Here is a 25,653-nt window from a genome sequence, read left to right as displayed (position 1 = left end):
TTCGATGATCGTCACCGTGCTCGGCAGTGCCAACCTCGACCTCGTCTACGAGGTCGACCGCATTCCCGCCCCCGGGGAGACCGTGCTCTCCCGCAGCGCCTCAGCCTTCCCCGGCGGCAAGGGCAACAACCAGGCCGTCGCCGCCGCGCGCGCGGGCGCTGACGTGCGCTTCGTCGTCGCTCTCGGCGCTGACGCCAACGGCGACCGGCTCGCCTCCGAGGCCCGCAGCGCGGGGATCACCCTCCTCGACCGCCGGTCCGAAGCGCCCACCGGGACCGCGATCATCTTCGTGGACCGGACCGGCGAGAACTCGATCGTGGTCGACTCCGGCGCGAACGCCACCCTCACCGGGCTCACCGGTTCCGAACGTGACGCCATCGCCGCCGCCGATGTCCTGGTGCTGCAACTCGAAACCCCGATCGCCACCGTCGCCGAAGCCGTCCGCACCGCCTCGGCCTCGGGGACCCGCACCGTCCTCAACGCCGCCCCCAGCGGCGCGGTGCCGCTCGACCTGCTCGCCGAAGTGGACGTGCTCGTGGTCAACGAGCACGAGGCCGCCGAACTCGCCAGCGGCTCCGCCGCGGGCGAACCCTCCTCCGACACCGCACTCCTCGACGCCCTCACCGCCCACGGCTGCGCCGTGATCATCACGCTCGGCGCCGCCGGAGCGCTCGTCGGCGTTCCCGGCGAAGCGCCCGTGCGCGTCCCCAGCCACGCCGTCGAAGCCGTCGACACCACCGGCGCCGGTGACACGTTCGTCGGCGCGTTCGCCGCCGCCCTTCGCGGGCCCGCGCTCGCCGATCTGGTGGAGGCCACCGGCTTCGCCACCGCCGCCGCCGCGATCGCCGTGCAGCGCAAGGGCGCGGTGCCGTCCATTCCCATGCGATCCGAAGTGGAGGCCTTCCGTGCGACCCGCTGAACCCACCGCGCCCGACCCGGACGAAGCAGCCACCAACACCTTCGACCCACTGGTGCCCAGGCCCATCGACCGACCCACGCACCTGCCGCCCGGCGGCGTGATCGCTCCCGAGGTCGGCGACATCGCCAAGATCTTCGCCGCCCCGGACGACCCGGCCGACTGGCCGCGCTGGCGCGAGGACCTCGACACCTGGCGTGCCGAGGCCCGTGCCCGACTCGCCTACTCCGGCAAGGCTTACGAGGACCCCGACACCCGCTGGGCCGCCAGCGCCCACGCCGTGGCCCAAGTCTGGCTCTGGGACGAGCGCCTGTTCGACCACGAGAACCAACAGTTCACTGTGGACGAATTCCTCGACTCGATCGCCTCCCAGGGCGGCCTCGACGGCCTCGTGCTGTGGCACGCCTACCCCGTGATCGGGATCGACGACCGCAACCAGTTCGACCACTACCGCGACGTCCCCGGTCTGGGAGCCCTCGTGGACGAGTTCCACGAGCGGGGCCTGCGGGTCTTCGTCGACTACAACCCGTGGGACACCGGTACCCGCCGCGCGGGCCGCGAGGACGCCGATGAGCTCGCCGCGCTCGTCACTGAGCTCGGCGTCGACGGCGTCTTCCTCGACACCCTCAAGGAAGGCGACGCGAAGCTCACCGAGGCCCTGACCTCCACGCGCCCGCCGCAGGTCCTCGAAGGCGAGTCCCGCGTCCCCAACCAGCGCATCGAGGACCACCTCCTGAGCTGGGCCCAGTGGTTCGCCGACTCCGAGGCCCCCGGCGTGCAGCGCGCGCACTGGTACGAGCGCCGCCACATGATGCACTCGATCCGCCGCTGGAACCGGGACCACTCGGGCGAACTCCAGTCCGCTTGGATGAACGGCACCGGCATCCTGGTGTGGGACACCGTGTTCGGGGTGTGGGTCGGCTGGAACGGCCGCGACGAGGCCACCTTGCGCCGCATGCTCCGCGTCCAGCGCGCGGCCCACCGCATCCTCGTCGCGGGGGAGTGGTCCCCGCTCGAAGGAGCGACCCCCGAGGCGATCGCCGCAGGCGTGTACGTCTCCCGCTGGACCCTCGGCAGCCAGACACTCTGGACGATCGTCAATCGCGGTTCCGAGGCCTGGACCGGCGACCCGCTCGCCGCGGCCCTCCCCGATGGCGCGCGCCGTTTCGACCTCACCGACGGCGTGACCGCCCCCGACGCGATCACCGTCCCGGCCCGCGGCATCGCGGGCGTCCTCGAACTCGCCCCCGGTGCGGCCGAACCCGACTGGCTCCCCAGGCTCCTCCTCGAAGCCGCCGCCGACCCCGGCTCGGACGATGCCACCTTCCCCGCCCGCGAGGCGATCCGCGTCCAACCCGCGCGCTCGGTCTTCCAGGCCCCCGAGGACGCGATCCGCGTCGAGCCCGGCCCGCGCCGCCTCGACGTCACCTTCCGCCGCAGGGAGACCGGCTTTTACCAGGGTGCGCCCTATGTGGAGGAATGGAAGCCGCTCCCGCCGCGCCTCCACGACCCGCGCACCGAGACCCTCGACGTCACCGTGCGCCCGGTGGCCGTGGCCGCCCGCGAAGTCTCGGTGGCCGAGTTCCAGGCGTTCCTGGACGCCACCGGCTACACGCCCCGGGTCGCGAACCGCTTCCTCTACAGCGCAGGCGAACCCGAAGCGCCGATCACGAGCGTGTCCCTCGCCGACGCCCGCGCCTATGCCGCCTGGGCCGGGGCCCGGCTGCCCGACGAGTTCGAATGGCAGCTCGCCGCTGCCGAACCGGGCTTCGACCGCGGCCGCCCCGCGGTGTGGAACTGGACCGAGAGCGAGCACTCCGACGGCGTGACCCGCTTCGTGATGCTCAAGGGCGGCAGCGACCACCGCAGCGAAGGCTCCGACTGGTACACCGACGGCGGCCTCCAGGACCCCACGTTCAGCCTCAAATTCCTGCTCCCCGGGCTCGGATCGGAACGCTCCAGCAGCATCGGCTTCCGACTCGCCTGGGACCTCACGGAGGACCGATGACCGCGCCGCTGGAGGGCCTCAAGGTCCTCGACGTCTCCACGCTCTTCGCCGGGCCGATCGCCGCGACCTTCCTCGGCGACTTCGGCGCCGACGTGATCAAAGTGGAGCATCCGACCAAGCCCGACGCCTCCCGCGGCCACGGCCCGTCCAAGGACGGCGTCAACCTGTGGTGGAAGACCTTGGGCCGCAACAAACGCGCCGCCACCATCAACCTCGGCACCCCCGAAGGCGCCGAGCTGCTGCTGCGCCTGGCGGCCGACGCCGACGTGCTCATCGAGAACTTCCGCCCCGGCACCCTGGAACGCTGGGGCCTGGGCCCGGACGCCCTCCACGAGGCCAACCCGCGCCTGGTCATCGCCCGCGTCACCGCGTTCGGCCAGACCGGCCCCTACTCCACTCGCCCCGGGTTCGGGAGCCTCGCCGAGGCCATGAGCGGATTCGCGGCCCTCACCGGGCAGCCGGACGGGCCGCCGACGCTGCCGCCGTTCGGGCTCGCCGACGGCATCGCCGCGCTCGCGACCGCGTACGCGGTCACCGTGGCGCTGCGCGGGGTCGACCGCGACGCCCGCGGCCAGGTCATCGACCTCGCCATCATCGAGCCGATCCTCATGCTCCTCGGCGGCCAGATCACCGCCTACGACCAACTCGGGATCCTCCAGGCCCGCAGCGGGAACCGCTCGGTGAACAACGCGCCGCGCAACGTCTACCGCACCGGCGGAGGCGACTGGGTCGCCGTCTCCACCAGTTCCCAGTCGATCGCCGAGCGCGTCATGCGCCTGGTCGGCCGCGGCGACCTCGTGGACGAGCCCTGGTTCGCCTCCGGGCACACCCGCGCCGAGCACGCCGACGAACTCGACGCGGCCGTCTCGGCCTGGATAGGGGCCCGCCCGACCGCCGAAGTGATCGCGGCCTTCGAAGGCGCGCAGGCGGCCGTGGCCCCGGTCTACGACGTGCGCGGCGTCCTCGCCGACCCGCAGTACCAGGCCATCGGCACCGTCCAGATCGTCGAGGACGAGGACCTCGGCCCGATCAAGATGCAGAACGTGCTCTTCCGGCTCTCGCAGACCCCCGGCGCGATCCGCTGGCCCGGCCGCCGCCACGGCCAGGACACCGACGCGGTCCTCGAAGAGATCGGCGTCAGCCGCGAGCAGCTCGAACAACTGCGGCGCAAGGGGATCGTATGAACCCCGTCAGCGCGCTCTACGTCCCCGGCGACCGGCCCGACCGCTTCGCGAAGGCCGCCGCCTCCGGCGCGGACCTGGTGATCCTCGACCTGGAGGACGCCGTGGCCCCCGAATCGAAGGCCGCCGCGCTCGCCCACGTCACCGCCTGGCTCCCCGAGGCCCCCGCGATGCCCTTGCAGGTCCGCGTCAACGCCGATGCGCCCGGGGAGATCACCGCGATCCGCGCGACCGGCGTCCATGTAGGACTGCGCATACCCAAAGTGGAATCCTCTGCCGACCTCGACGCGATCGCCGCCCTCGCCGGGGATCTCCCGCTCACCGCGCTCATCGAGTCGGCCCGAGGCCTCGAAGCCGCTGCCGCGATCGCCGCCCACCCGGCCGTGGCCCACCTCGCCCTCGGCGAATCCGACCTCGCCAGCGACCTCGGTTCCCGCGACCCGCTCGTGCTCGACCACGCCCGCGTCCGCCTCCTGGTCGCCGCCCGCGCCGCCGGACTCCCCGCGCCGATGCTCTCGGTCTACCCCGCGATAGGCGACCTCGAGGGCCTGCGCGCCGACACCGAGCGGGGCCGCGCCCTGGGCCTGAGCGGCCGCGTCGCCGTGCACCCCAAGCAGATCCCGGTCATCCACGAGGTCTTCGCCCCCACCGAGACCGAACGCGCCTGGGCCCGAGCGGTCCTCGCCGCCCTCGAATCCGGCGGCGTCGCCACGCTCCCCGACGGCGAGATGGTCGACCCGGCCATGCGAGGCCGAGCCCAAGCGATCCTCGACCGCTGACGACCCGGCGCGGCCTCGCCCCGAACCGCTTCGGCTCGGGGCAGTTCGCCCGGAGTTCACCCGACGTTGGTGGATCCGCACCTTCTGCGCGCATAGCGTCCTGTCACGAGAGACAACCACATCGCGAGACACCCCGCTCGCACCTCGTACTGCCAGGAGATAGCGATGCGATCCTCCGATCGTCGACAACTGCCGCTGTTCGCGCCCCGCCAGGGCTCGCGATCGGCGATGACCTGCGCCTTCCGCTGCGGCAACGCCTGTAGCCACCCCGCGCCGAACACCTCCGACAACCCCTACCTCGGCGACGTGATCGCCGCGGCCCTCTCGCGCCGCAACCTGCTGCGCGGCAGCGTGGTCGCCACCGTCGCGGCGGGTGCGGGAGCCGTGGTGAGCGGCCCCGCGATCGCCTCCGAGCCCGCCGCCGACACCGAGCTCGCCCACTGGGGCCGTGACCCCAAAGGCCTCAAGTTCACGCCCGTCGAGTCCAACCGGGACGACGCGGTGACCATCCCCGGCGGCTACGACCAGCAGGTCGTCATCCGCTGGGGCGACCCGATCCTCAAGGGCGCGCCCGAGTTCGACGCCGAGCACCAGACGCCCGAGGCCCAGGCCGCCCAGTTCGGCTACAACTGCGACTACCTCGCGCTCCTGCGCGTCCCGTGGAGCCTCGACCGCGTCCTGGTCGCCAACCACGAGTACACCGACGAACCGCTGATGTTCTTCGGCTACGACGCCGCCGCCCCCACCCGCGAACAGGTCGAGATCGGCTGGGCCGCGCACGGCCTCGCCGTGGTCGCCCTCAAGGAGAACCGCCGCAACGGCGACCTCACCCCCGAAGTGGGCCACCGCCTCAACCGCCGCGTCACCGTCACCACGCCGTTCGAGGTCACCGGCCCGGCCGCCGGGAGCGACCTGCTCAAGACCACCGCCGACCCCGCGGGCACCACCGTGCTCGGCACCCTCAACAACTGCGGCGGCGGCACCACCCCGTGGGGCACCGTGCTCTCCGGCGAGGAGAACTTCAACCAGTACTTCGCCAACACCTCCCTGGTGACCGACCCCGACACCAAGACCCGGCTCGCCCGCTACGGGTTCAGCGGCGCGGCCAGCGCCCGCAAGTGGGAGCAGTACGACCCGCGCTTCGACCTCGCGCAGGAACCCAACGAGGCCAACCGCTTCGGCTGGGTCGTCGAGATCGACCCGTTCGACCCCGAGGCCGCGCCGCGCAAGCTCACCGCGCTGGGCCGCTTCAAGCACGAGGCCGCCGAGCCGCGCATCACCCGCGACGGCCGCGTCGCGGTCTACATGGGCGACGACGAGCGCTTCGACTACTTCTACAAGTACGTCTCCAAGAACAAGGTCAAGTGGGGCGCGAGCGACCGGGCCCGCCGCCACAACCGTTCGCTGCTCGAAGACGGCACGCTCTACGTCGCGCGGTTCACCGGCGACAGCCCGGCCGAGGAGATCGACGGCTCGGGCACGCTGCCCTCCGACGGCGGCTTCGGCGGCTCCGGCGAGTGGATCAAGCTCGTCTCCGGCTCGAAGTCCTACGTGGACGGCATGTCGGCCGAGGAGGTCTACGTGTTCACGCGCCTGGCCGCAGACAAGGTCGGCGCGACCAAGATGGACCGTCCCGAGGACGTCGAGCCGAGCCCGAAGTCCGGCAAGGTCTATGTGGCGCTGACGAACAACACGCAGCGCGGCACCGACGGCTACGCGGCCGCCGACGAGGCCAACCCGCGCAACGGGAACAAGCACGGCCAGATCCTGGAGCTCACCGAGAAGAAGAACGACTCGGCTGCTCTGACGTTCTCGTGGGACCTGCTCTTGGTCTGCGGCGACCCCGAGGACCCCTCGACGTACTTCGGCGGTTTCCCCAAAGACCAGGTCAGCCCCATCTCCTGCCCCGACAACGTCGCGTTCGACCCGAGCGGGAACCTGTGGATCTCCACCGACGGCAGCGCGCTCGGCTCCAACGACGGCCTGTTCGGCGTCGCGGTCGACGGCTCGAAGCGCGGCCAGGTCAAGCAGTTCCTGACCGTCCCGATCGGAGCCGAGACCTGCGGGCCCATCGTGGAGGACCGCCACGTGCTCGTGGCCGTCCAGCACCCCGGCGAGCTCGACGGCGCCAGCGCCGAGAACCCACTCTCCGAATGGCCCGACGGCCCCGGCAAGCTGCCCCGGCCCTCGGTGGTCAACGTGACCCGCGACGGTTTCGGCCGCATCGGACACTGATCCAGGCAACAGGACCCGGCCGCTCGCGGCCGGGTCCTGCCCGTTCTGTGAGACACTCACGCCGGCAACGCTTCGGGTCGCAGAGTTCACCGGGACGCGGGTTTCGCCGGCCCGAAAAATGCGCATATCATGTCACCTATCAGAATCCCGTCCTCACTTCGTCTGGAGGCCAATTGAACGGCGTTTGGGACGGAGAGCGTTCTCTGACCAGGCCGTTCGGCATCCGAATCGTCTTGGCGGGCCCGACCGGCACGGCCGCCTCCGACCAACACAGAACGGCGCCCCAATGGCAGCAAGAGAGCTCGACCCCGAAGCGATCCAGGAGTACCGCACGCTCGTCCAAGAGCAGCTGGACCATCTCGATTCGATCATCCCGAGGCTGGAGAAGGGCAGCGAACTGGGCCGTCTGCCCGCCTTCGGGCAGCTCGACGCCTCCGCGGCCGCCCGCACCAACTACGAGACGTTCCACTCCACCACCTGGGACAACCTCCAAGGCCTGCGCGAATCGCTGACCGGGATGCTCAAGACCCTCAAGGACTCCTCCGACCTCGTCGTCGACGCCGACCAGGAGACCGAGGCCGAAATGGACAGCTATGAAGGCCAGCTCTAGGCTCGGCGCGGCCCCGGCGCTCGCCGCCGTCGCCGTGCTGGCCCTCACCGCCTGCGGCTCCGGCGGCACTGGCGACACCGGTGGCGACGAGCCCACCGCCCCCGCCGGTTCCCTTGCCGTGATGGGGGACTGGTCCGGCTGCGAGGCCTTCGGCGACTTCGAGGTCCTCCAAGCCCAGCTCGGCGTCACCGCGATCGACGGCGCGCTCCAAAGCGACGCCATCGGCGAAGGCATCGACGCCGAAGCCGCCGGCTGCGCCGCGCTGTTCGACCTCGCCACGTTCTCCGACACCCAAGGCTCGTTCGACTTCTCGGTCACCGGAGACGCCGCCGCCCGCGGCGGCCTGGCGCCCTGGTCCGACGAGTCCGAGGCCGCAGCGAACTTCGCCGACCGGATCGAGCAGCGCCGCGAGAACCTCGCCGGCGTCGACTACACCAACGAGACCGAAGGCGAACTCGCCGGCGACTGGGACGAGAGCCTCTACATCGCCGCCGACACCGCCAACCGCCACTACATCGACGCCTATGGGCGCCACGGCGACTGGGTCGTGTACCTGTCCATCGACTACCTCCACGACCCGGGCGTCGACGCCTACGAGACCGCCCCGGACTTCTATCCGGACGGCACCGCCGAAACGATGGCGGTGTATCCCTTCACCACCGACGAACTCATCGCCTGGGTCGCACAGGAGCACCTGAGCCAGATCGAGTCCGACATACTCCAGCGAGCCGAGACCGAGGAGTCCTGATGCCCGACGAAGAGACGCCGAAGTTCGAGCGCGCCGAATACGAGGACATGGAAGAGGGCATCTCCAAGTCCCAGTACACGATCGCGGTCAACGACCTGACCGTCAAGCCCCAGTGCGACACCGGCGACTGCACGTGCAAAGTGGAGGAACCTGCCGAGGCCGCGTGGATCAAGCTGATGTCCGCCGTCCCGCAGGCCACCCAGATCAACAACCTCCGCGCCGCCCGCGAAGGCACCATGATGCTCCCTGAAGGACAGACCATCCAGAGCATGGTCGCCTCGATCCGCCCCCAGCCCGAGGCCGACTACGCCCTCGACACCATCCGGGACGCGTGGACCGACTTCTACGAGGAGTTCCGCATCATCGGGCCCAGCCTCGAAGCGGGCCTGCGCACCCTCTCCTCGGGCTGGAAGGGCGACGACTTCGACGCCTTCGAAGACCAGGTCGAGACGGTCCTGAAGAACTGCAAGACCATCCAGAACGACATCGGCGGCGACGACGGGGTCGACGGCGTCATCAAGGTCCTCGACACCAAGCAGTCCGAGATCTTCGACCAGCAGGGCGGCACCGCCTGCGTCTACCCCGCGCCGAAGTTCTACATGGAGGGCACCAGCTGCGGCTCGCACCGCATCCACATCCGGCCCCCGTTCTTCCGCAACTGCGAGATCCGCGCCAACGACGAGACCAAGGCCGCGTTGGAGATCGCCGGGTTCGACCCGATGATCGTCGACGAGGTCAGCGACGGCCGCCAGCGTACCTACGACATGTGGCTGGAGTACCTCAACAACAACCCCGACTACGAAGAGGGCGGCCTCAAAGGACAGGCGCTGGCCGAGAGCAAGGCCGAGGAGTACGCGACCAACCGCCTGGAGACGTTGGGCCCGAAGGGTTCCAAGCACCTCGACGAGCAGGCGGCGATCGTCAACGAGGAGGTCACCGAGCGCCACTCCAATGTGGAGGCGCAGGTGACCGAGATCGAACCGGACTCCAAGCCCAGCGAGCCGACCACGTTCAACGACGGCTCCACCGAGGTGCCGCCCCACGGCGGCCTCGACACCGGCGGTGGCGGCGGGATGCCCGACCTCAGCGGCGGCGGCGCGGGCGGTCTGGACGGCATGTCCAAGCCCAACGGCCTCAAGGACCTCAACTCGACCGGGCCGGGGGGCCTGGGCGACACCAGTGGGGGCTTGAACGGCGGCCTGAACGGCGGCAACGCCCCGTCCGACTACGCCGGCGGCTCCGACCTGACCAGCCTCGAGGAGAACCCGTTCGGCTCCAACATCGACGACCCGGACAACCTCGGCGGCACGCCGCCGGGGGGCCTGTCCGGCGGCAGTGACCTGTCGGGTTCGAACCCGTGGAGCTCGAAGCCGGGGAGCCTGGACGGCCCCAGCGGCGGTCTCGCCAGCGGCGGCGGCCTCGGCACGCCTCCGGGCGGACTGGGCGGCGGTGGCGGCCTTTCCAGCGGTGGCGGCGGCACGCTGCCCGGTGGCGGGTCGCTGCCCGGCGCGGTGTCGCCGAGCACGATCGGCGGGCGCAACCTGACGCCGACGAGCAAGCCTCCGACGTCGTCGATCCGGCCCAAGGGCGTGAGCATGCGCCCGGGCAGCACGATCGGCAAGTCGGGCGGCCTGACCGGTGCGCCGGGCAAGGGCGGCGGCGTGGGCGGCCTCAAGGGCGGCGGTGGCGTCGGCGGCTCGTCGGGCCTCCGCGGCGGCGGCATGGGCGGGGGCTCCGGTTCCGGCTCGGGCCTGAGAGGCGGCATGGGAGCCGCGGGCGCGGCCGGCCTCACGGCGGGAGCCGCCGGCGGCAAGGGCGCGGCCGGAGCGGGCGGCCACGGCATGATCCCCGGAGCGGCCGGCGCCCGAGGCCCGGGCGACGAGGCGGGCAGCGAGCACGAAGTCTGGCTCGTAGAGGACGACGACGTCTGGGGCGGCGTCCCCGAAGACGAAGAGGACGACCCCTACGCATAGACGGCAGGATCGTGAAGGGCAACCGTGCAAGCCCGAATCGACCCGGCTGAAAAGAAGAGCGCGGTGGCCCTTTGGGCCACCGCGCTCTTCGGTGAGCAAAGGTCGCGGATTTGAGGGATGAAGCGAAGGTGGGGGAGCAGCCCCGACCCCCGCGGTCGGGCGTGTCGCGACGCAAGCGCCCCCGGTTCAAATGATCGCGCGAGCCACCGACACTCCTCGCCGCTGCCGCTGCCGCTGCCGCTGCCGCTGCCGCTGCCGCTGCCGCTGCCGCTGCCGCTGCCGCTGCCGCTCCCGCTCCCGCTCCCGCTCCCGCTGCCTCCCCGGCTCTCGCTATCGCGTGCGAGTGTCGCTCGCTTCTTGGTCATGTCGCACCTTCGCGCGACCATGGAAGTCGGGGGCAGTCGAGTTTGGACACGCCCGACCGCGGGGATCGACCCCCGCGGTCGGGCGTGTCGCAGTGCAGTCGCCCCCGAATCAATCATCGCGCGAGGGACCGACAATCCCTCGCCGCCGACCGCCGACCGCCGACCGCCGACCGCCGACCGCCGACCGCCGACCGCCGACCGCCGACCGCCGACCGCCGACCGTGATTACGCCTCGCAGGCTTCTTGGTCTGATCCGCTGTAGGAGTAGGTGATCGTCACTTCGTCGCTGAAGGGGCGTTCCTCTTCGGCGGGTGGGTTCTGTTCGATGACTTCGCAGTCGTCGTACCAGGGGCCGAAGATGCCTTCTCGCTCGCCTTCCAATGCGACCTGCGTGTATCCGGCCGCGCTGAGTGTCTGTTTTGCTTCCGGTGCCGTCATTCCCGTTACCGCCGGGACCGTCCCTGTCGTCGCCGTTTCCTCTATCGGTTCGCTCGCTTCGGGATGCGAGGCGTTGGGGGAGGGCGCGCCGTCCGGTGAGGACGTCTCCTCTGTCTCCGATTCGTCGATCGACCCCGACGGGTCCTGCCCGCCCAGGCCGCCCGAGTCTCCCGCGCTTTCCGCTTCCGACGCCGCTTGCGATGATCCCGGCGGCTCCGCCAGTGTCGCCGAGTCGGCCACGTCCACATCCGGGCGGTCCCTGTCGCCCAGGCCCGCTCCGAACACCGCCGCCGCGCCCAGGCCCGCGGCCGCCACCGCTGCCGCGACCACCAGCTTTCGATGCGAGCGCTTGCGCGGCAATGCGATCTGCGCCGTGGCCTCCGCGCTCGACAGGCCGATCAGCAGCGCCCCCTCCGCCAGCGCCGTCTCCGGCCGATCAGGGACCACCGGTTCCAGGCCCGTGCGCTCGTGCAGCTCCTCGGCCAGCAGCGGCGTCCAGCCCGCGCCGCCCACCAGCATCACGCCCGCCGGTTCGACCCGCGCGTCGAAGACCGTGCCCGCCACCAGGTCCACGCTCTGCCCGAGCAGGCCGCCGATGCACGACTCGACCTCCGCGCGCGTCAAATGCAGGTCACGGTCGCCGATCGGCAGCGGGATCCCGGCCCGGTACCGCTTCGAGAGCAGTTCGCGCGCACCGCGGATCTCCGCGAGCAGCGCCGTCCGCAGCTCCTCGCCCTCACCGTCCACACTGTCCCAGAACTCCGGCGCGGTGTCGCGGTAGCGGCCCGAGAGGTACGCCAGCAGCAACTGGTCGAACTCGTCGCCGCCGACCTCGCCGGTGTCGGCGTGCGCCGCGACCGCGAAGCGGCCCTCGTCCCGGCGCACCACCGCCGTTTCGAACGAGGCCGCGCCCAAGTCGGCCACCACCAGCGCCTCACCCGGCCCGAGCTCGCGCCCGAGCCCTTCGGTGTACTGCACCGCGGCCGCTTGAGGGGCCGCGACCACCTCGACCTTGCCGAGTCCGCCGCGCTCACCCGCGCCCGCGAGGTCCTTGCGCTGCGCGGGACTCCACGCCGCCGGGACCGCGATCACCGTCGGAGCCGCCGCGAAGGCCGACTCCTCCCGGGCCGCGCGAATCCGGTCGAGCACCACCGCCACCGCGTCGTACTCGAACCGCCGGATCTCCGTCTCCTCGTCGCCGCGGCGCATCGCGACGGTCACCGTCGAGCTCCCGAGCTCGACGCCCACCGCGGCCGCTATCGGGGTCTGTTGCATGAGGCGAGTCTAGGGACCGCGATCGACCGGCTTTGATCTACCTTGGGGTTATTTGTCGGAAACTGTGAAGCCCGGCTCACCGAACGTGAACACCCCTGCCGAAGCGCCTGCGCGACACCGGGAAATGTCGTACCCCACCGATACGATCAAGGGGCTTGACCAGCGACACCACCGGCGATGCGCCCCGATCCGGACCGCCCCCCGCGGCCCGGCCGCGGCTCGCCGAGCGACAGGAATGGAGCCTGCACATGCGCCTTCAGCCTCTCCACGACACCGTCTCCCCGTTCGAACGCATCCGCCGCACCGACCGCGGCGAGCACTGGTCCGCCCGCGACCTCATGCCCCTGCTCGGCTACACCACCTGGCAGCACTTCGCCGACACCATCGAACGCGCCAAGACCGCCTGCGCCAACACCCACCGGGAGGTGGGCGTCCACTTCGCACCCACCGAAGGCGGCGACTTCCGCCTCACCCGCTTCGCCGCCTACCTCGTGGCCATGAACGGCGACCCCCGCCGCGCCGCCGTGGCCCGCGCCCAGACCTACTTCACCGCCAAGATCCGCGACACCGCCCGGCCCCGGCCCCGCGCCGAACTCACCCCGCGCGAGATCGCCGAACTCGTCATCCGCGAAGCCGACCGCGCCGACACCGCCGAGAACCGCGCCGCCGCACTCGAACCCGACGCCAACGCCTGGCGCACCCTCGCCGCCGCCAAAGGCGACTACGCCGTCGCCGACGCCGCCAAGCTCCTCTCCAGGGACGAGCGCATCGAGATCGGCGAAATCCGCCTCTTCGCCTTCCTCGCCGACCAGGGCTGGATCTACCGCGACAAAGGCGACGGCGCCTGGCGCGCCTACCAATCCGCCGTAGCCGCCGGACGCATGACCGAACGCGCCCAATCCCACCTCCACCCCCGCACCGGAGAACTCATCCTCGACCCGCCCCAAGTCCGCGTCACCGTGGCCGGGGTCCGCCTCCTGCACTCCCTGTTCGCCGACCGCCTCGCCACCGCCTGACCGACCGGGCCCCGGCCCCGCCCGGGGCCCGAAAGGCGGACCCGACACGCCCGTTCTGCTCCGATGTCCATCGGGGAGCCCCGATCTTTCCTAAGCTCGCGCCCATGAGCATCGAGATGCACGGCACCGCGTACGTGGCCGAGATCGAATCCGCCCTCGCCCAGCGCGGCTGGCACCGCCTCGGCACCACGCCCGCATGGCAGTTCATGGCCTCCACCCCACCGGGAGGCACCGCCCCCGACGTGCCCCGCACCTGCGTCTGCCGCCCCACCGAGATTGACCCCACCGCCGGCGCCGTCTACCCGCCCGGCGTGTTCTACCGCCCGCTCCCCGGCTTCTCCGACCGCCCCCCGGCCGCCGACACCGAGGACTTCTGGCCCGCCGCGAAGGTCTGCGGCATGGACGACGCCCACCTGCTCCGCTCAGGCGTCATGGAATCCCTCGGCCTGCCCGGGGACGCAGAGGACGTGATCGCCCTGCTGGAGCGCATCGAATCCTGGCGCTGGCCCACCGCGCTTCCGTTGCGCGGCTTCGGAGGCGAGGACTTCTGGCAGGTCCCGCTGCCTTCGGACCTGCCGGTGCTCATGGACGCGGTGTGCCTGCGCAAGGGCTGGACGATCCTCGAATACCCGCACGAAGGCCAGTCGCTGCACCAGATCTGGCCCGCGTTCACCTGCCGCGACTTCCGCGTCATGATCGTGCCGTGCACCGTCCGCGGCGGCTACCTCGTGTGCGTGCGGGGCGACGACCGCCCGCGCCTGCGGGCCGACACCGCCGCCGAGGTCGTCAAGCAGCTCTCCGACATCGAACTCTGGTGAACGCTCCAACGGCATATAGGATATATCCTATATGATATAGGATTTCTCAGGCGAGCGCTTGCGCGATCATGCCCACGGTCGCCCAGTCCGCCAACGGGTTCGCGAGGATCTCGCCGTAGGTCGTGATCTCGATCCAGGTGACCTCGCCGCCGCCCACGCCGTGCGATTCGGCACTGAGCTCGCGCAGCACCTCCAGCTCCGCCTCGGTGATTTCGGCCGCGAACAGGTGCGCCCGGTGCGCCGAGACCGTCCCGGCGACCTGTCGCGAACCGAGCGGGCGCAGCCGCTCGGCGCCGATCGCGAACCCGGTCTCCTCGCGCACCTCCTCGGCCGCCTGAGTCACCAGGCCGCGCCCGTTCCCGCTGCCGCCCGGCAGCTCGTGAACGTATCCGTCCGGAGTGGACGCCGGGGACCTGAACTCCCGCACCAGCACCACCGTCGTCTGCTCCGGACTCGGCCCCGGGACGTACAGCGCCACGTGCGCGGTGTCGGGCCGCGAGATCACGACCTCGTTGGACTTCAAGCGGTCCTCGGCGGCCACCCGCACGGTCACGTGCGCCGCCCAGTACACCACTGTGGACTTGTCGGGCCCGACCCGGAACGTCCACTCCAGGCGCGCGTCCTCGAGAGTGTTGCCCGCTTCGCGCTGCGCCGCATGCCAATTCTGGAAGCTCTCGGTGCGCCACACCAGCAGCGGCACCGCCCGCTCGCCCCCGCCGCGCCGCGATCCCGACCCGATCAGGCCGAGCGCGGCGTCGACCGCGTCGCCGAGCTCGTCGGCCACCGGCGCGTGCTCCTTGGCCGCCAGGTACCGCAGGTACTCGTTCCTCGGCGCGCTCGGCGGCGCGCCGAACACGACCTTCCCCGAGTCGTACCAGGTGCCCCACTCGATGTTGGTGGTGTACGCGGGCATCGTGTTCGGCTCGCGCGGGACCCAGAACAGGATCACGTCGGCCTGGTGCAGGCCCCGGTGCTCCCACTCGATCTGCCCGATGTAGTCGGCTTCGAGCCCGCCGCGCGGCTCGGGCGTGAACACCACCAGCCGCCCGTCCCCGCGCCACCGCTCGCGCAGCAGGGCGATCGCGTCCGGATTCCACGAGGGCACCGCGGCCGCCCGGGGGAGGGGCCCGGCCAGGAACACCGAGGCGTCCCAGGACTCGGGCGGCGTCTCGTTCGCGTGCACGACCACGACTTCGGATGCCATGCGGTGCCTCGATTCAGTCGACTCGCTCGGAGCCTACCGCTCCGCGCCCCGAACCGAGACCCCAAGCATCCGAAGCGAACCCGGTGTCACCTGCGCCGCCACACCAGCACCACGGCCGCGAGCCCGGCGAGGCTCGGCAGCAGCACCAAAGCGCTGTAGACCGGCGGCAGGACCTGGTCGTACTGGTCGCCCGACAGCGACGCGCAGGTGAGCGCCACCAAGGTCCCCACGGCGAACGCGGACGTGACCAGCCCGCGCGTCCACCGCCTGCCCTTGGCCACGGCCCACAGCGACACCGCCCACACGGCGGCCCCGAGCCCGCCCACGGCCGCCAGCGAATACGCGATCGCGTCCCGGTCCTTCCCGACCAGGTCCGCGGGCCACTGCGGGTAGGCCTGGCGCACATGAGCGCTCAGGCTGTCGACCGTGGCCATGTCGATCAGCGGCGCCACGCCGCCGATCAGGCTCAAGGCGAGCCCCGCCCACAGCGCCAGCGTGAGATTGCCGGACCCGCCGGTCCGCGTCCGCATCGTGGTCATCCCTACTCCCAATCATACGATGTAAGTTTCCAGCGGCGAGTCTATACTTACGTCGTATGAATAATCAAGAGGGGTTGTCATGACGTCGAACCGGACGCGCGGCCAGAAGGCCGGGCTCACCAACGAGGCGATCCTCGACGGCGCGGTGCGCCTGGTCGACCGCGACGGCCTCGCGAAGCTCTCGATGCGGCGCCTCGGCGCGGAGGTCGACGTCGAGGCCATGACGCTCTACCACTACTTCGCGAACAAGGACGCCCTGCTCGACGGCCTCGTAGCGCACGTCTTCGCGCGCGCCACGGTGTCACTGGCCGACGAGGGCCCCTGGCAGGCGCGTCTGGCCGGGTACGCGCACTCCCTGCGCGCCACGCTCCTGGCCCACCCGGGTCTCGTCCCGCTCGTGGTCTCGCGCCCGGCGGTCACCGACGCGACGCTGCGCGTGATGGAGCACGGTCTCGAAGTCCTCCACAGCGCCGGTTTCGCGCCCCGCGCCGCGCTCGACCTGGTGTACACCCTCAACGACTTCGTCATCGGCCACGTGGCCGCAACCGCGGCCACGGCCGCGCTCACCGGCCAATCGGGCCAAGAACAGCGATTGAACACAGTGGACGCCGAGCGTTTCCCGCTCCTGACCGAGGCCGCCGGCGCCGCACGCCCCGACACCCGCTTCGACGCCGCCCTGGACGCGCTCTTCCGCGGTTTCGCGCCTCAGTAACAGGAGTTCCACGTCTCGTCGAACAGCGTCAACGCCACCGCGCCGTCGGTCCCGATCGTGGCGCTCACGTTGCCCACGTCCACACCGCACCGGCTGTCGATCGCGACTTCCTCGCGGTCCTCGTAGCCGACGATCCCCTTGCCGCTCAAGCCCATCCAGCCAGGTTCGACCACTTCGAGCCGCAGCTCGGGGGACAAGCGCACCACCGGGTAGGCCCCGACCGTCCAGTCGAGGTCGCTGACCTCCTCGTAGTCCTCCATGCCGTCGTGCAGCGCCGCGTAGTCGTATCCGGCGCTGAACGGGCAGCCCTCGGGTGCGGCCACGGCGCTCTCGGCGCATTCGTCCAGCCATGCCGCGAATTGCTCGTTGAGAGCGGCCTCGACCGCCGCGTTCTCCCGCAGCGGTATCGACATGAGGCGGTCGAGGTCGATCGTCTCGCCGTAGTAGTAGGGGCCGTGTGAGCCCGGCAGCGCGAACAACGAGGCCCCGTCCTCGAATCCGGCCACGCTCGCGAACAGCGGATAGAACCCCGGATACAGGGCCACCGCCTGCGGGTAGCCCTCGACCCGCGCGATCTCGGCGCTCCGCTCGCCTATTTCCACAGTAGACAGAATCCCGCCCTGGGTCTGGAGGTACACGTAGGGGTTGGTGATCAGCAGGTTATCCTCGTCATCGCTCTCGAGGTTGAACGCGCCGTCGGCGCGGTGGCCTGCGGAAGTGAGCGTGACATGCACGGTGGTCTCGGAGGCCGACTTGAGTTCGACCGACTCGATCTCCCAGTCGGCCGACATCGCCTCAGGGGTCAGCCAGCTCCGATCGGCGTCGAACGCGTAGTCTTCCGACACGTACTCCTCGGCGCGCTCGACGTCCTTGTCGCGCAACGCCTCCAGGTACGCGGTCACGACCCGCACCGGTTCGGGTCCCTCCTCGACCTGGACGGCCAGCGGCCAGACCACCAGCGCGGTGGCGACCAACAGGACCGCCTCGGCGAGGATCGACCAGCGGCGCGGCCGGGCCCACTTCACGATGCCCATCTCGCTCCTCATTCGGTGCCCCTGCATGTGTCGTCCACGGCGGTCCCCAGCGGCGCCACCCGCAACGAACCGTCCACATCGGTCACCAGGTGCAGGAGGCCGCCGCCGAACCGGCACGCGGCAGTGAACGTCTCACGGGTGTCGAAGTCGGCGGTCCCGGTGCCCTCCAAGGTGAGTCGCCCCGGCTCGGTGAACTCCACCAGCAGCACCGGCTCCTCGTACAGCCCCGTCCCCGGCACGGCCGTGGCCACCGGATACTCCTCGATGGTCCACGCCGCGTCCTCGACCCGGTCCATCCGAACCCGATCCGAGGTGTCCACCTGCCCGTCCGTCGCGAAAGGACACCCGGTCGGCGCCTCCACGCGGTACTCCACGCACGCGTCGAGGTACTCGTTCACCGCCGCCTGCAACTGCACCGCGGTGTCCCCGCCCGGCGCGGGCGGCGGCACCACCACGCCGATCGGCTCCTCCTGGTACCCCAAGAGCGCCACCGGTTCACCGCCGAAGAAGCTGTACACCCCCGGCAGCAGCTCCACGGTCCGCCGCACCTGCCCGCTGTACCAGTTGATCCAGTTCGAGTCCGGCTCGGCCGCCACCACTCGGTCGTTCACCTGCACCGACAGGTACGAGGTCGCCGTCAGCGACACCGACTGGAACGGGTCGGCGATCGTGTATTCGCCTTCGAACTCGTAGACCTTGAACACTCCGCTGGCGGTCCCGTCCTCGGTGCCGATCGTGACTCGGACCAAGTTCTCCCATTTCATTCCGGCGATCTCGTAGACCTCCAGCAGATCCCACTCGCTGATCGCGTCCGGGTGCAGGAAATCCGCGTCCGGCCCGGCCGGAATCCCCGAGTCGACGTACCCGAACGCCTCGTCGAGGTCCTTGTCCCGCACCGCCTCCATGAACGCCGCCACGACCTCCTCGGGCGAATCGGGCTCGCGCACGTGGTGCCACACGTTCAACGGAATCAGGCTCAGCACCGCGAACAGCGCGAGCCAGCCGACCCGCAGGCCTTCGCGGCGGGTCCGGGTGGGCAGGTCTTCGGTCGTGGGCATGGGCGCATCCGGGGCTAGGGAATGTTCGCACCGACAATAGGCGCCCGCCGCAACTGGCAACCTGCGGTTATCGTGCGAAGCGACGCCCACGCACCGCCTGGAGGACCCGATGCCCGCCCCGGACGACGACCACGTCACGCTGTGGCGCGAGCTGCGCAGTTGGCCGCGGACCGTCCAGTACGGGGCCGCGGGCCTCGCCCTCGCCATGATCGGAGCGACCTTCGCGCTGGCCCCGCTCCACTCACCCGACTTCCCGGGCCGCTCGGCCTGGCCCGAAGGCGAACTGCCCCAGCACGTCGAGTCCGAGCCGACCACCGACACCCCCGAAGCGGCCTCCGACCTCCCCGCGGGCATCTCGCTCTACGGCGGCGAACCCGACTGGGTCGCGGAGAACGACGAGGACACCGCCCAGATCGCCCACATCGACCAAGGCGAACTCCACCGCACCGACGGCAAGCTCGAACTCCAGAAGGACGGCACGGTCGTGTGGTCCTACACCTGGGAGGAGTTCGGCCCCGAGATCGGCATCGGCGAGGACGTCGTGGTGATCTCCAAGAGCCCCGACGACTTCACCGACGACGACTACGAGTGGCCCGGCCGCGAGGACACCGTCGCGCTCGACCTCGACACCGGCGAAGAGGTCTGGCACGACCAGGAGGCCTCGTTCGTCTCGGTGTTCTCCGACGCCGTGCTCATGACCGAGTGCACCGGCAAGCAGGAGAACCACATCGGCGACTGCACCCTCTACGCCCGCCACCCCACCGACCTGCGCACCCTGTGGTCGGTGCCCACCTACGCCAGCGCCCAGGCCGAGACCGGCAGCTCCTGGACCGGCACGCCCCTGCCCGAGAGGCTCCTCGTCGCGTCCTACCCGACCGGGCACAGCTCCCGCACCGTCACCGTCTACGAGCACGGCCGGGCCCTGACCAGCGTCGCCACCCACGGGAAGACCACCCTCGCCGGAGACACCCTCGTCGTCTACGACGACTACGACGACAACCCCGCCGACGGCTGCACCGCCAGCCTCGCGGGCCACCGCTTCGGCCAGACCGACCCGGCCTGGCAGATCGAGGCCATGACCCGCAAGACCGCCGACTACACCTACTGCGGGAGCCTGCCCGCCTCTGGCGAAGTCGACGGCAAACTGCCCCTGACCATCGACGGCGTACCATCCATCGTGGACCTGGAGACCGGCGAGTCGATCTTCGAGGCCCTCACCGAAGGCCAGGCCCTCGCGATCGACCCCGAAGCCACGACCCTCATCGTCCTGGACTGGGACGCGGGCGAGGACACCCTCGCCGCCTACGACACCGCCACCGGAACCGAGCGCTGGCGGGCCTCCACCGCCTTCGGCAGCGGCGACCGCGCCACCGTCATCGGCTCCACCCTCTGGCTCTACGGCGACGCCGGCATGTGGGGCTGGAGCTCCTACACCGTCTACGCCTACGACCTCGCCACCGGCGAAGGCGTCGCCCTCCCCGGCACCGTCGCCTACTTCCTCCCCGGCCAGATCGTCACCGACACCGGCGACTACGACGAGACGATCCTCAAAGCCTGGCCCGCCGACCTGTGGTGAACCGTTTGGCGAGAACCTAGAAAACTACGGGGCGAAAGGGACACCGAGGGCACGTTCGTTGTCGAGACCCTACAACAAAACCCCGATTCGAGTAGTCGGCCTCTTGCGCACGGTTGCGAGACTGATCCCATGAACATCACCACGAACACCACCGACCGCGCGACCGCGAAGTCCATCGTGACGTGGGCGCTCGCCCCCGTCGTCTGGTTCCTCGCCTTCGTCGCCGGACTTTTCGCGGGCGACGCGACGCCTGTCGTGCTCATCGTGGCCCTGGCGCTGCCCGCGCCGTGGCTGCTGTGGACCGCGTGGCGGATGCCGCGCCCCCGCCTGGACACCTACCTCGCCGAAGGCGGCGCGCTGCTGTGCGGCGCCCTCTCGCTCTACATCACCGTGCTGTCGTTCATGATCGGCAGCGACGGACCCGCGCCGATCGCGTTCACGCTCTGCTACCTCGGCGCCGCGGCGGTGTTCGTCGCCGCCGCGATCCCGCTGCCGGGCAGGAGGATCGCCTATGGTTCGGCCGCGCTGGCCTGCGTGATCATCGGGATCGGGCTGCGCACGCTCTCTTCGGAGACCTCGTACTACCCGGGCATCGACTGGATCACCAAGGACGAGCTGTTCGCGTGGGCGTTCCTGGGACTGCCCGCGCTCGGCGCCCTGGTGCAGGTCCTGTGGGGGCTGCGGCGCAGGAACCGCGCCGCGTGACTGTGAGTGGAGCGGGCGACGAGAATCGAACTCGCGTCGTTGGTTTGGAAGACCAAAGCTTTACCATTAAGCTACGCCCGCATCGGCACCCCTGAAGGGAGCCGGGACGAGTCTAGCGTGGGCTTTGGCGCTGGTGCAACCAGGTCTGGGCCGGGGCGTCACTTCCCGGGCAGGACGCTTTGGAGGCCGCCTTTGAGGTGGGACCGGAAGGTCTCGTCCTCGTAGGCGGCCGCGTCGTGGCCCAGCGCGGTGTAGAAGCAGCGGCCCGCTTCGAGGCGGCGGTGCCAGGCGAGCGGGTGGGGATGGCCCATGGCGAGGTCCCCGGCGACGTAGGTGTCCTCGTCGACTTCGAGCAGGACCTCCACGCCCTCAGGCCGCTCGTCGAAGCTGTACCACTCGTCGGTCCACGACCAGCGCTCCGGCAAGTGCGCGGTCGATGCGTGACCTGAGTCCTTGACGTCGATCTCGCCTTCGGTGCAGCCCGGCGGGTGTCCGATGAACCGCGCGCCCACCAGCTCCCGGTAGAACGGCCACGACTGCTCGGCGGTGGCCGCCCCGTGGACGCCCATCCAGCCCCCGCCTCCGGTCACGAAGTCCGCCAAGGCGGCGCGTTCGAGTTCCCCGAGGACGTCGCCCGAGGGCGAGAGCCACACGACGGCCGCGAAGCGGGCGAGGTCGAGCGGGTTGAACACGGCCGCGTCCTCGGAGTGCTCGACCTCGTACCCGAGTTCGGCGGCGAGGCCTTCGAAGGCCGCGAGCCCGGCGGGGATCGACTCGTGCCGGAAACCGGTCGTCTTGGTGAAGACCAGGATGGCGGAAGGGGCCACTGGGTTCGCTCCTGTCCAGGGGGCGGAAGACGGGACGCGTCCTCCGGAGAACGATTTCACGTCGGATTCTAGGCGATCTGCGCGAACGGGCCTCCCGTGCGGCGGCCCGACCGGGTGATTCGAGGCCCCAGCGGCAGGCCGGACGGCCCGACCCAGCGGCCCGTGCGAAGGTGACGCCGGGCGATATCGACCACACCCGCCGGGGCTGCCAGGCCAGGGCGGCCTAGACTCGTCCGGAGCGGGGGTCGATGCTGCGCTGCCGGCGGCCCGATTCTCTTCGAGTGGCCCCTGCCCCGACGCAAAAGCGATATCGCACGGCAATAGAGCGAAACGATCTAGGAGTACGTCTGTGAAGAGCACTGTCGAGACCCTGAGCCCGACCAGGGTACGGCTGTCGGTCGAGGTGCCGTTCGAGGAACTGGCGCCGTTCATCAACGAGGCGTACAAGACGGTCGGGCAGCAGATCCGCGTCCCCGGGTTCCGCCCGGGCAAGGCCCCCCGCCAGGTCATCGACCAGCGCGTCGGCCGCGAGTCCGTGCTCGCCCAGGCGATGGACCCGGCCGTGCAGGCCAACCTGACCCAGGCCGTCTCCGAGAACGACGTGAACGCGCTCGGCCGCCCCGAGCTGACCGAGGTCAAGCCCATCGAAGAGGGCAAGCCGTTCGAGTTCGTGGTCGAGACCGACGTGACCCCCGCGTTCGACCTCCCCGACTTCGCCTCCCTCAAGGTCACCGTCGAGTCCGGTGACGTCACCGAAGAGGACGTGGACGCCGACATCGAGTCCCAGCGCCTGCGCTTCTCCTCCCTCAAGACCGTCGAGCGCGCCGCGAACACCGGCGACTTCGTCGTGATCGACCTGCGCGCCACCCAGAACGGCGAAGAGGTCGAGGGCGGCTCGGTCACCGGCATGAGCCACGAGGTCGGCCAGGGCAACCTGCTCGACGGCCTCGACGACGCCCTGGTCGGCATGGCCGCGGGCGACGAGAAGACCATCCAGTCGACCCTCGCGGGCGAGCAGGACGGCGAAGAGGCCGACGTCGAGGTCAAGGTCACCCAGGTCAAGGAGCGCGAGCTGCCCGACCTGGACGACGACTTCGCCGAGATGGCCAGCCCCTTCGACACCCTCGAAGAACTGCGCAACGCCACCCGCGAGCGCCTGGAGACCCAGGGCAAGACCGGCAAGGCCAACGAGGCCCGCCAGAAGACCCTCGAAGCCCTCATCGAGGCCGTCGAGCTGCCGCTGCCGGAGAAGACCGTCGACGCCGAGATCGAGCACACCCGCGGCCACCTCGAACAGCAGGTCGTGGAGCTCGCGGGCGGCTTCGACGAGTACCTCACCGCGGTCGGCAAGACCGCCGAGGAGTTCGACGCCGAACTGCGCGACGACGTCGAGTCGAACCTGCGCCAGTCGATCATCCTGGGCCGCATCGCCGCCGACCGCGAACTCGAGGTCTCCGGCGAGCTCATGACCGCCGAGGTCGTGCGCCAGGCCCAGCAGCGCGGCGTCCCGCAGGACCAGTTCCAGCGCTTCGTCGACGAGCTGCGCACCAACGGCGGCCTCCAGCAGATCGCCTCCTCGCTGCGCCAGCAGCTCGCGCTCGAAGAGGTCGTCAAGGAAGCGTCCATCACCGACGCCTCCGGCAAGGACCTCACCGAGGAGGACCTGTTCCCCGGCCGCAAGGCCGCCGAGGAGCAGACCCCCGAGGCCGACGCCGAGGACAAGACCGAGGAGTAGCCCACTCCCGCAAGCGAACACACCGAGGGCCCGTCGTCTCCACGGCGGGCCCTCGGTCCGTCCCCGCTGCGCTGTGACCGAGACCATCGAAGCGCGCCCGATCCGGCCCCGTTTGCCCCCGTCCGCCGTCGGACACCCTGTGCGCACCCCTCCGGCCGCCCGTGCCCCAGGATGTGAGGGTCGGCCCCGCAGGCGAAGCCGCGCTCCGCTCGCAGCGAACACGGAGCCCAGCCGCGTCCGATCGTCGGCCCGACGGGCTAAGGTCTGGATTGGTAACCGCAAAGCCGAGTGCAAATCGCCGAGACAGAATGAAGGTGCAAGACATGGATCGTTCGATTCCGTTCTCCTCGCAATTGGAGAAGGACGTCGTCAGCGCGGTCGCCCGTCGCGGCGGTGGTGACGCCTCCTCGGTCGGCCTCGACAGCATGGTCTTCGACCGCCTGCTCAAGGAGCACATCCTCTTCCTGGGCTCCGACGTCAACTCCGAGATCGCCAACCGCCTGTGCGCGCAGCTCCTCCTCCTCGAAGCCGAGGACGACCAGCGCGACATCAAGCTCTACATCAACTCGCCCGGCGGCTCGGTCTATGACGGCATGGCCATCTACGACACCATGCAGTTCATCAAGAACGACGTGCAGACCGTCGGCATGGGCATGGCCGCCTCCATGGGCCAGCTGCTCCTGTGCGCCGGCACCGCGGGCAAGCGCTACGCGCTCCCGCACGCGCGCATCATGATGCACCAGCCCTCCGGCGGCATCGGCGGCACCGCCTCCGACGTCGCGATCCTCGCCGAGCAGATGCTCTACACCAAGCAGATGTTCCAAGAGCGCGTCGCCGAGCACACCGGCCGCACCATCGAGGAGATCGAACGCGACTCCGACCGCGACCGCTGGTTCACCGCCGCCGAGGCCAAGGACTACGGCTTCATCGACCACGTCGTCAAGCGGGTGGCCGACGTCCCCGCCGAGGCCAACTAGCAGAACAGGGGAACCAGAAGCATGGACATCCACGCGCAGTCCTTCGGAGCCCAGCCGCAGGCCCGCTACATCGTGCCGTCGTTCACCGAGAAGACCTCGTACGGGGTCAAGGAGATGAACCCGTACAACAAGATGTTCGAAGACCGGATCATCTTCCTCGGGTCCCCGGTCGACGACACCTCGGCCAACGACATCATGAGCCAGCTGATCGTCCTCGAGGGCAACGACCCCGACCGGGACATCATCATGTACATCAACTCGCCCGGTGGCTCGCTCACCGCGCTGATGGCCATCTACGACACCATGCAGTACGTGCGCCCGGACATCCAGACCGTGTGCATGGGCCAGGCCGCCTCGGCCGCGGCCGTGCTGCTCGCGGCCGGGACCCCCGGCAAGCGCACCGCGCTGCCCAACTCCCGCGTGATCATCCACCAGCCGGCCACCGAGGGCACCTTCGGCCAGGCCTCGGACATGGAGATCCAGGCCCGCGAGATCATGCGCATGAGGGACCAGCTGGAGAAGATCCTGGCCCGCCACACCGGCCAGGAGGTCGAGAAGGTCCGCCGCGACATCGAACGCGACAAGATCTTCACCGCCGACGAGGCCGTCGCCTACGGCATCGTCGACAACGTCCTCACCTACCGCAAGAAGAACGCCCTGCCGGTCGAAGCGGCAGTGTAGGCACCGGGGGAGGGGCGGGCCGCCCGGATCGGCCCGCCCCTCCCCGCAGGCGACGGGGCCTCGTCTCTGGACGATCGCCCCCCGATGTGGCCGGTCCGCGCTACCGTGGCGCTGGCACCGGGTTCGGCCCGAACCCGGCACCGGTTCGCCTCTGGCGCACCGGCCGCAAATGCGAAATACTGGTTCAGGTAACGGTTCGTCCTGAATCTACGGAGCAAGCACGCACACCGGGCAGACGCACGG

Annotated in this window: 22 protein-coding genes and 1 tRNA gene; 16 read left to right on the top strand and 7 right to left on the bottom strand. The window is 70.5% G+C overall.

Features of this window, described 5'->3' with window-relative positions; all coding sequences use genetic code 11:
- Window positions 1-4 precede the first annotated feature (4 nt).
- The 8 genes from AB0B28_RS12300 (at window position 5) to AB0B28_RS12265 (ending at window position 10,450) form a co-directional block, all read left to right on the top strand.
- Entirely contained in the window at window positions 5-919 is a 915-nt protein-coding gene (locus AB0B28_RS12300) for a ribokinase (protein WP_360120033.1), read from the top strand.
- Window positions 906-2,924 carry an SUMF1/EgtB/PvdO family nonheme iron enzyme gene (locus AB0B28_RS12295; protein WP_360120031.1) on the top strand — a complete coding sequence of 673 codons (2,019 nt, stop codon included), beginning with the start codon at window positions 906-908 and terminating at the stop codon, window positions 2,922-2,924. The genes AB0B28_RS12300 and AB0B28_RS12295 overlap by 14 nt, the downstream gene beginning before the upstream one ends.
- Window positions 2,921-4,108: a CoA transferase gene (locus AB0B28_RS12290; protein WP_360120029.1), complete on the top strand. Its 1,188-nt coding sequence runs from the start codon at window positions 2,921-2,923 to the stop codon at window positions 4,106-4,108. The genes AB0B28_RS12295 and AB0B28_RS12290 overlap by 4 nt, the downstream gene beginning before the upstream one ends.
- Window positions 4,105-4,884: a CoA ester lyase gene (locus AB0B28_RS12285; protein ID WP_360120027.1), complete on the top strand. Its 780-nt coding sequence runs from the start codon at window positions 4,105-4,107 to the stop codon at window positions 4,882-4,884. Before AB0B28_RS12290 ends, AB0B28_RS12285 begins: the two co-directional genes overlap by 4 nt.
- A gap of 165 nt (window positions 4,885-5,049) precedes the next feature.
- Complete coding sequence (locus tag AB0B28_RS12280; protein WP_360120025.1) at window positions 5,050-7,119, top strand: PhoX family phosphatase; 2,070 nt, start codon at window positions 5,050-5,052, stop codon at window positions 7,117-7,119.
- Window positions 7,120-7,405: 286 nt separating this feature from the next.
- Window positions 7,406-7,729, top strand: a complete 324-nt coding sequence (locus tag AB0B28_RS12275; protein WP_360120023.1) for a hypothetical protein — start codon at window positions 7,406-7,408, stop codon at window positions 7,727-7,729.
- Window positions 7,713-8,477 carry a hypothetical protein gene (locus tag AB0B28_RS12270; protein WP_360120021.1) on the top strand — a complete coding sequence of 255 codons (765 nt, stop codon included), beginning with the start codon at window positions 7,713-7,715 and terminating at the stop codon, window positions 8,475-8,477. The genes AB0B28_RS12275 and AB0B28_RS12270 overlap by 17 nt, the downstream gene beginning before the upstream one ends.
- On the top strand, window positions 8,477-10,450 hold the full coding sequence (locus AB0B28_RS12265; protein WP_360120019.1) for a hypothetical protein: 1,974 nt from the start codon (window positions 8,477-8,479) through the stop codon (window positions 10,448-10,450). The genes AB0B28_RS12270 and AB0B28_RS12265 overlap by 1 nt, the downstream gene beginning before the upstream one ends.
- A 590-nt stretch (window positions 10,451-11,040) precedes the next feature.
- Here the strand turns inward: AB0B28_RS12265 and AB0B28_RS12260 are convergent.
- The gene (locus tag AB0B28_RS12260) at window positions 11,041-12,528 is read right to left on the bottom strand and encodes an Hsp70 family protein (RefSeq protein WP_360120017.1); all 1,488 of its coding nucleotides are present in this window, start codon (window positions 12,526-12,528) and stop codon (window positions 11,041-11,043) included.
- A gap of 248 nt (window positions 12,529-12,776) precedes the next feature.
- Between AB0B28_RS12260 and AB0B28_RS12255 the strand changes: the two genes are divergently transcribed.
- The gene (locus AB0B28_RS12255; RefSeq protein ID WP_360120015.1) at window positions 12,777-13,544 is read left to right on the top strand and encodes a phage antirepressor KilAC domain-containing protein; all 768 of its coding nucleotides are present in this window, start codon (window positions 12,777-12,779) and stop codon (window positions 13,542-13,544) included.
- 104 nt (window positions 13,545-13,648) lie between these two features.
- Entirely contained in the window at window positions 13,649-14,362 is a 714-nt protein-coding gene (locus AB0B28_RS12250; protein ID WP_360120013.1) for a hypothetical protein, read from the top strand.
- 46 nt (window positions 14,363-14,408) lie between these two features.
- Here the strand turns inward: AB0B28_RS12250 and AB0B28_RS12245 are convergent, their stop codons facing one another.
- The gene (locus AB0B28_RS12245) at window positions 14,409-15,566 is read right to left on the bottom strand and encodes a nucleoside 2-deoxyribosyltransferase domain-containing protein (RefSeq protein ID WP_360120011.1); all 1,158 of its coding nucleotides are present in this window, start codon (window positions 15,564-15,566) and stop codon (window positions 14,409-14,411) included.
- Window positions 15,567-15,652: 86 nt separating this feature from the next.
- Window positions 15,653-16,105: a hypothetical protein gene (locus tag AB0B28_RS12240; protein WP_360120009.1), complete on the bottom strand. Its 453-nt coding sequence runs from the start codon at window positions 16,103-16,105 to the stop codon at window positions 15,653-15,655.
- 79 nt (window positions 16,106-16,184) lie between these two features.
- Between AB0B28_RS12240 and AB0B28_RS12235 the strand changes: the two genes are divergently transcribed.
- The gene (locus tag AB0B28_RS12235; RefSeq protein ID WP_360120007.1) at window positions 16,185-16,817 is read left to right on the top strand and encodes a TetR/AcrR family transcriptional regulator C-terminal domain-containing protein; all 633 of its coding nucleotides are present in this window, start codon (window positions 16,185-16,187) and stop codon (window positions 16,815-16,817) included.
- Here AB0B28_RS12235 and AB0B28_RS12230 read toward each other — a convergent pair.
- Together AB0B28_RS12230 and AB0B28_RS12225 are read right to left on the bottom strand one after the other, a co-directional pair.
- The gene (locus tag AB0B28_RS12230) at window positions 16,811-17,851 is read right to left on the bottom strand and encodes a hypothetical protein (RefSeq protein ID WP_360120005.1); all 1,041 of its coding nucleotides are present in this window, start codon (window positions 17,849-17,851) and stop codon (window positions 16,811-16,813) included. The genes AB0B28_RS12235 and AB0B28_RS12230 overlap by 7 nt on opposite strands.
- Window positions 17,852-17,859: 8 nt before the next feature.
- Window positions 17,860-18,909, bottom strand: coding sequence for a hypothetical protein (locus AB0B28_RS12225; protein ID WP_360120003.1), 1,050 nt, complete (start codon window positions 18,907-18,909; stop codon window positions 17,860-17,862).
- 109 nt (window positions 18,910-19,018) lie between these two features.
- Between AB0B28_RS12225 and AB0B28_RS12220 the strand changes: the two genes are divergently transcribed.
- On the top strand, window positions 19,019-20,485 hold the full coding sequence (locus AB0B28_RS12220) for a hypothetical protein (RefSeq protein WP_360120001.1): 1,467 nt from the start codon (window positions 19,019-19,021) through the stop codon (window positions 20,483-20,485).
- A gap of 129 nt (window positions 20,486-20,614) precedes the next feature.
- On the top strand, window positions 20,615-21,190 hold the full coding sequence (locus AB0B28_RS12215) for a hypothetical protein (protein ID WP_360120000.1): 576 nt from the start codon (window positions 20,615-20,617) through the stop codon (window positions 21,188-21,190).
- 7 nt (window positions 21,191-21,197) lie between these two features.
- Here AB0B28_RS12215 and AB0B28_RS12210 read toward each other — a convergent pair.
- Window positions 21,198-21,271, bottom strand: a tRNA-Gly gene (locus tag AB0B28_RS12210).
- A gap of 77 nt (window positions 21,272-21,348) precedes the next feature.
- The gene (locus AB0B28_RS12205; protein WP_360119999.1) at window positions 21,349-22,017 is read right to left on the bottom strand and encodes a ThuA domain-containing protein; all 669 of its coding nucleotides are present in this window, start codon (window positions 22,015-22,017) and stop codon (window positions 21,349-21,351) included.
- 349 nt (window positions 22,018-22,366) lie between these two features.
- On the opposite strand from AB0B28_RS12205, the gene tig reads away from it, so the two are divergent.
- The 3 genes from tig (at window position 22,367) to AB0B28_RS12190 (ending at window position 25,410) form a co-directional block, all read left to right on the top strand.
- On the top strand, window positions 22,367-23,752 hold the full coding sequence (gene tig, locus AB0B28_RS12200; protein ID WP_360119998.1) for a trigger factor: 1,386 nt from the start codon (window positions 22,367-22,369) through the stop codon (window positions 23,750-23,752).
- 323 nt (window positions 23,753-24,075) lie between these two features.
- Window positions 24,076-24,729 (top strand): ATP-dependent Clp protease proteolytic subunit, encoded by a 654-nt coding sequence (locus AB0B28_RS12195; protein ID WP_360119997.1) that lies wholly within the window; start codon window positions 24,076-24,078, stop codon window positions 24,727-24,729.
- 21 nt (window positions 24,730-24,750) lie between these two features.
- Window positions 24,751-25,410, top strand: a complete 660-nt coding sequence (locus tag AB0B28_RS12190; protein WP_360119996.1) for an ATP-dependent Clp protease proteolytic subunit — start codon at window positions 24,751-24,753, stop codon at window positions 25,408-25,410.
- The last annotated feature ends 243 nt before the right edge of the window (window positions 25,411-25,653 follow it).

It is taken from the genome of Glycomyces sp. NPDC046736, assembly GCF_040645615.1.
GTDB lineage: Bacteria > Actinomycetota > Actinomycetes > Mycobacteriales > Micromonosporaceae > Glycomyces.
This window is presented reverse-complemented; position numbering and strand designations above follow the sequence as displayed.

Excerpts from the sequence above, each read along its gene's own strand:
- AB0B28_RS12275 (WP_360120023.1), top strand. The coding sequence starts at position 7,406 with ATGGCAGCAAGAGAGCTCGACCCCGAAGCGATCCAGGAGTACCGCACG.
- AB0B28_RS12230 (WP_360120005.1), bottom strand. The coding sequence starts at position 17,851 with ATGGGCATCGTGAAGTGGGCCCGGCCGCGCCGCTGGTCGATCCTCGCC.
- AB0B28_RS12255 (WP_360120015.1), top strand. The coding sequence starts at position 12,777 with ATGCGCCTTCAGCCTCTCCACGACACCGTCTCCCCGTTCGAACGCATC.
- AB0B28_RS12290 (WP_360120029.1), top strand. The coding sequence starts at position 2,921 with ATGACCGCGCCGCTGGAGGGCCTCAAGGTCCTCGACGTCTCCACGCTC.
- AB0B28_RS12250 (WP_360120013.1), top strand. The coding sequence starts at position 13,649 with ATGAGCATCGAGATGCACGGCACCGCGTACGTGGCCGAGATCGAATCC.
- AB0B28_RS12220 (WP_360120001.1), top strand. The coding sequence starts at position 19,019 with ATGCCCGCCCCGGACGACGACCACGTCACGCTGTGGCGCGAGCTGCGC.
- AB0B28_RS12235 (WP_360120007.1), top strand. The coding sequence starts at position 16,185 with ATGACGTCGAACCGGACGCGCGGCCAGAAGGCCGGGCTCACCAACGAG.
- AB0B28_RS12240 (WP_360120009.1), bottom strand. The coding sequence starts at position 16,105 with ATGACCACGATGCGGACGCGGACCGGCGGGTCCGGCAATCTCACGCTG.
- AB0B28_RS12225 (WP_360120003.1), bottom strand. The coding sequence starts at position 18,909 with ATGCCCACGACCGAAGACCTGCCCACCCGGACCCGCCGCGAAGGCCTG.
- AB0B28_RS12265 (WP_360120019.1), top strand. The coding sequence starts at position 8,477 with ATGCCCGACGAAGAGACGCCGAAGTTCGAGCGCGCCGAATACGAGGAC.
- AB0B28_RS12280 (WP_360120025.1), top strand. The coding sequence starts at position 5,050 with ATGCGATCCTCCGATCGTCGACAACTGCCGCTGTTCGCGCCCCGCCAG.
- AB0B28_RS12260 (WP_360120017.1), bottom strand. The coding sequence starts at position 12,528 with ATGCAACAGACCCCGATAGCGGCCGCGGTGGGCGTCGAGCTCGGGAGC.
- AB0B28_RS12285 (WP_360120027.1), top strand. The coding sequence starts at position 4,105 with ATGAACCCCGTCAGCGCGCTCTACGTCCCCGGCGACCGGCCCGACCGC.
- AB0B28_RS12190 (WP_360119996.1), top strand. The coding sequence starts at position 24,751 with ATGGACATCCACGCGCAGTCCTTCGGAGCCCAGCCGCAGGCCCGCTAC.
- AB0B28_RS12245 (WP_360120011.1), bottom strand. The coding sequence starts at position 15,566 with ATGGCATCCGAAGTCGTGGTCGTGCACGCGAACGAGACGCCGCCCGAG.
- AB0B28_RS12215 (WP_360120000.1), top strand. The coding sequence starts at position 20,615 with ATGAACATCACCACGAACACCACCGACCGCGCGACCGCGAAGTCCATC.
- AB0B28_RS12300 (WP_360120033.1), top strand. The coding sequence starts at position 5 with ATGATCGTCACCGTGCTCGGCAGTGCCAACCTCGACCTCGTCTACGAG.
- AB0B28_RS12270 (WP_360120021.1), top strand. The coding sequence starts at position 7,713 with ATGAAGGCCAGCTCTAGGCTCGGCGCGGCCCCGGCGCTCGCCGCCGTC.
- AB0B28_RS12195 (WP_360119997.1), top strand. The coding sequence starts at position 24,076 with ATGGATCGTTCGATTCCGTTCTCCTCGCAATTGGAGAAGGACGTCGTC.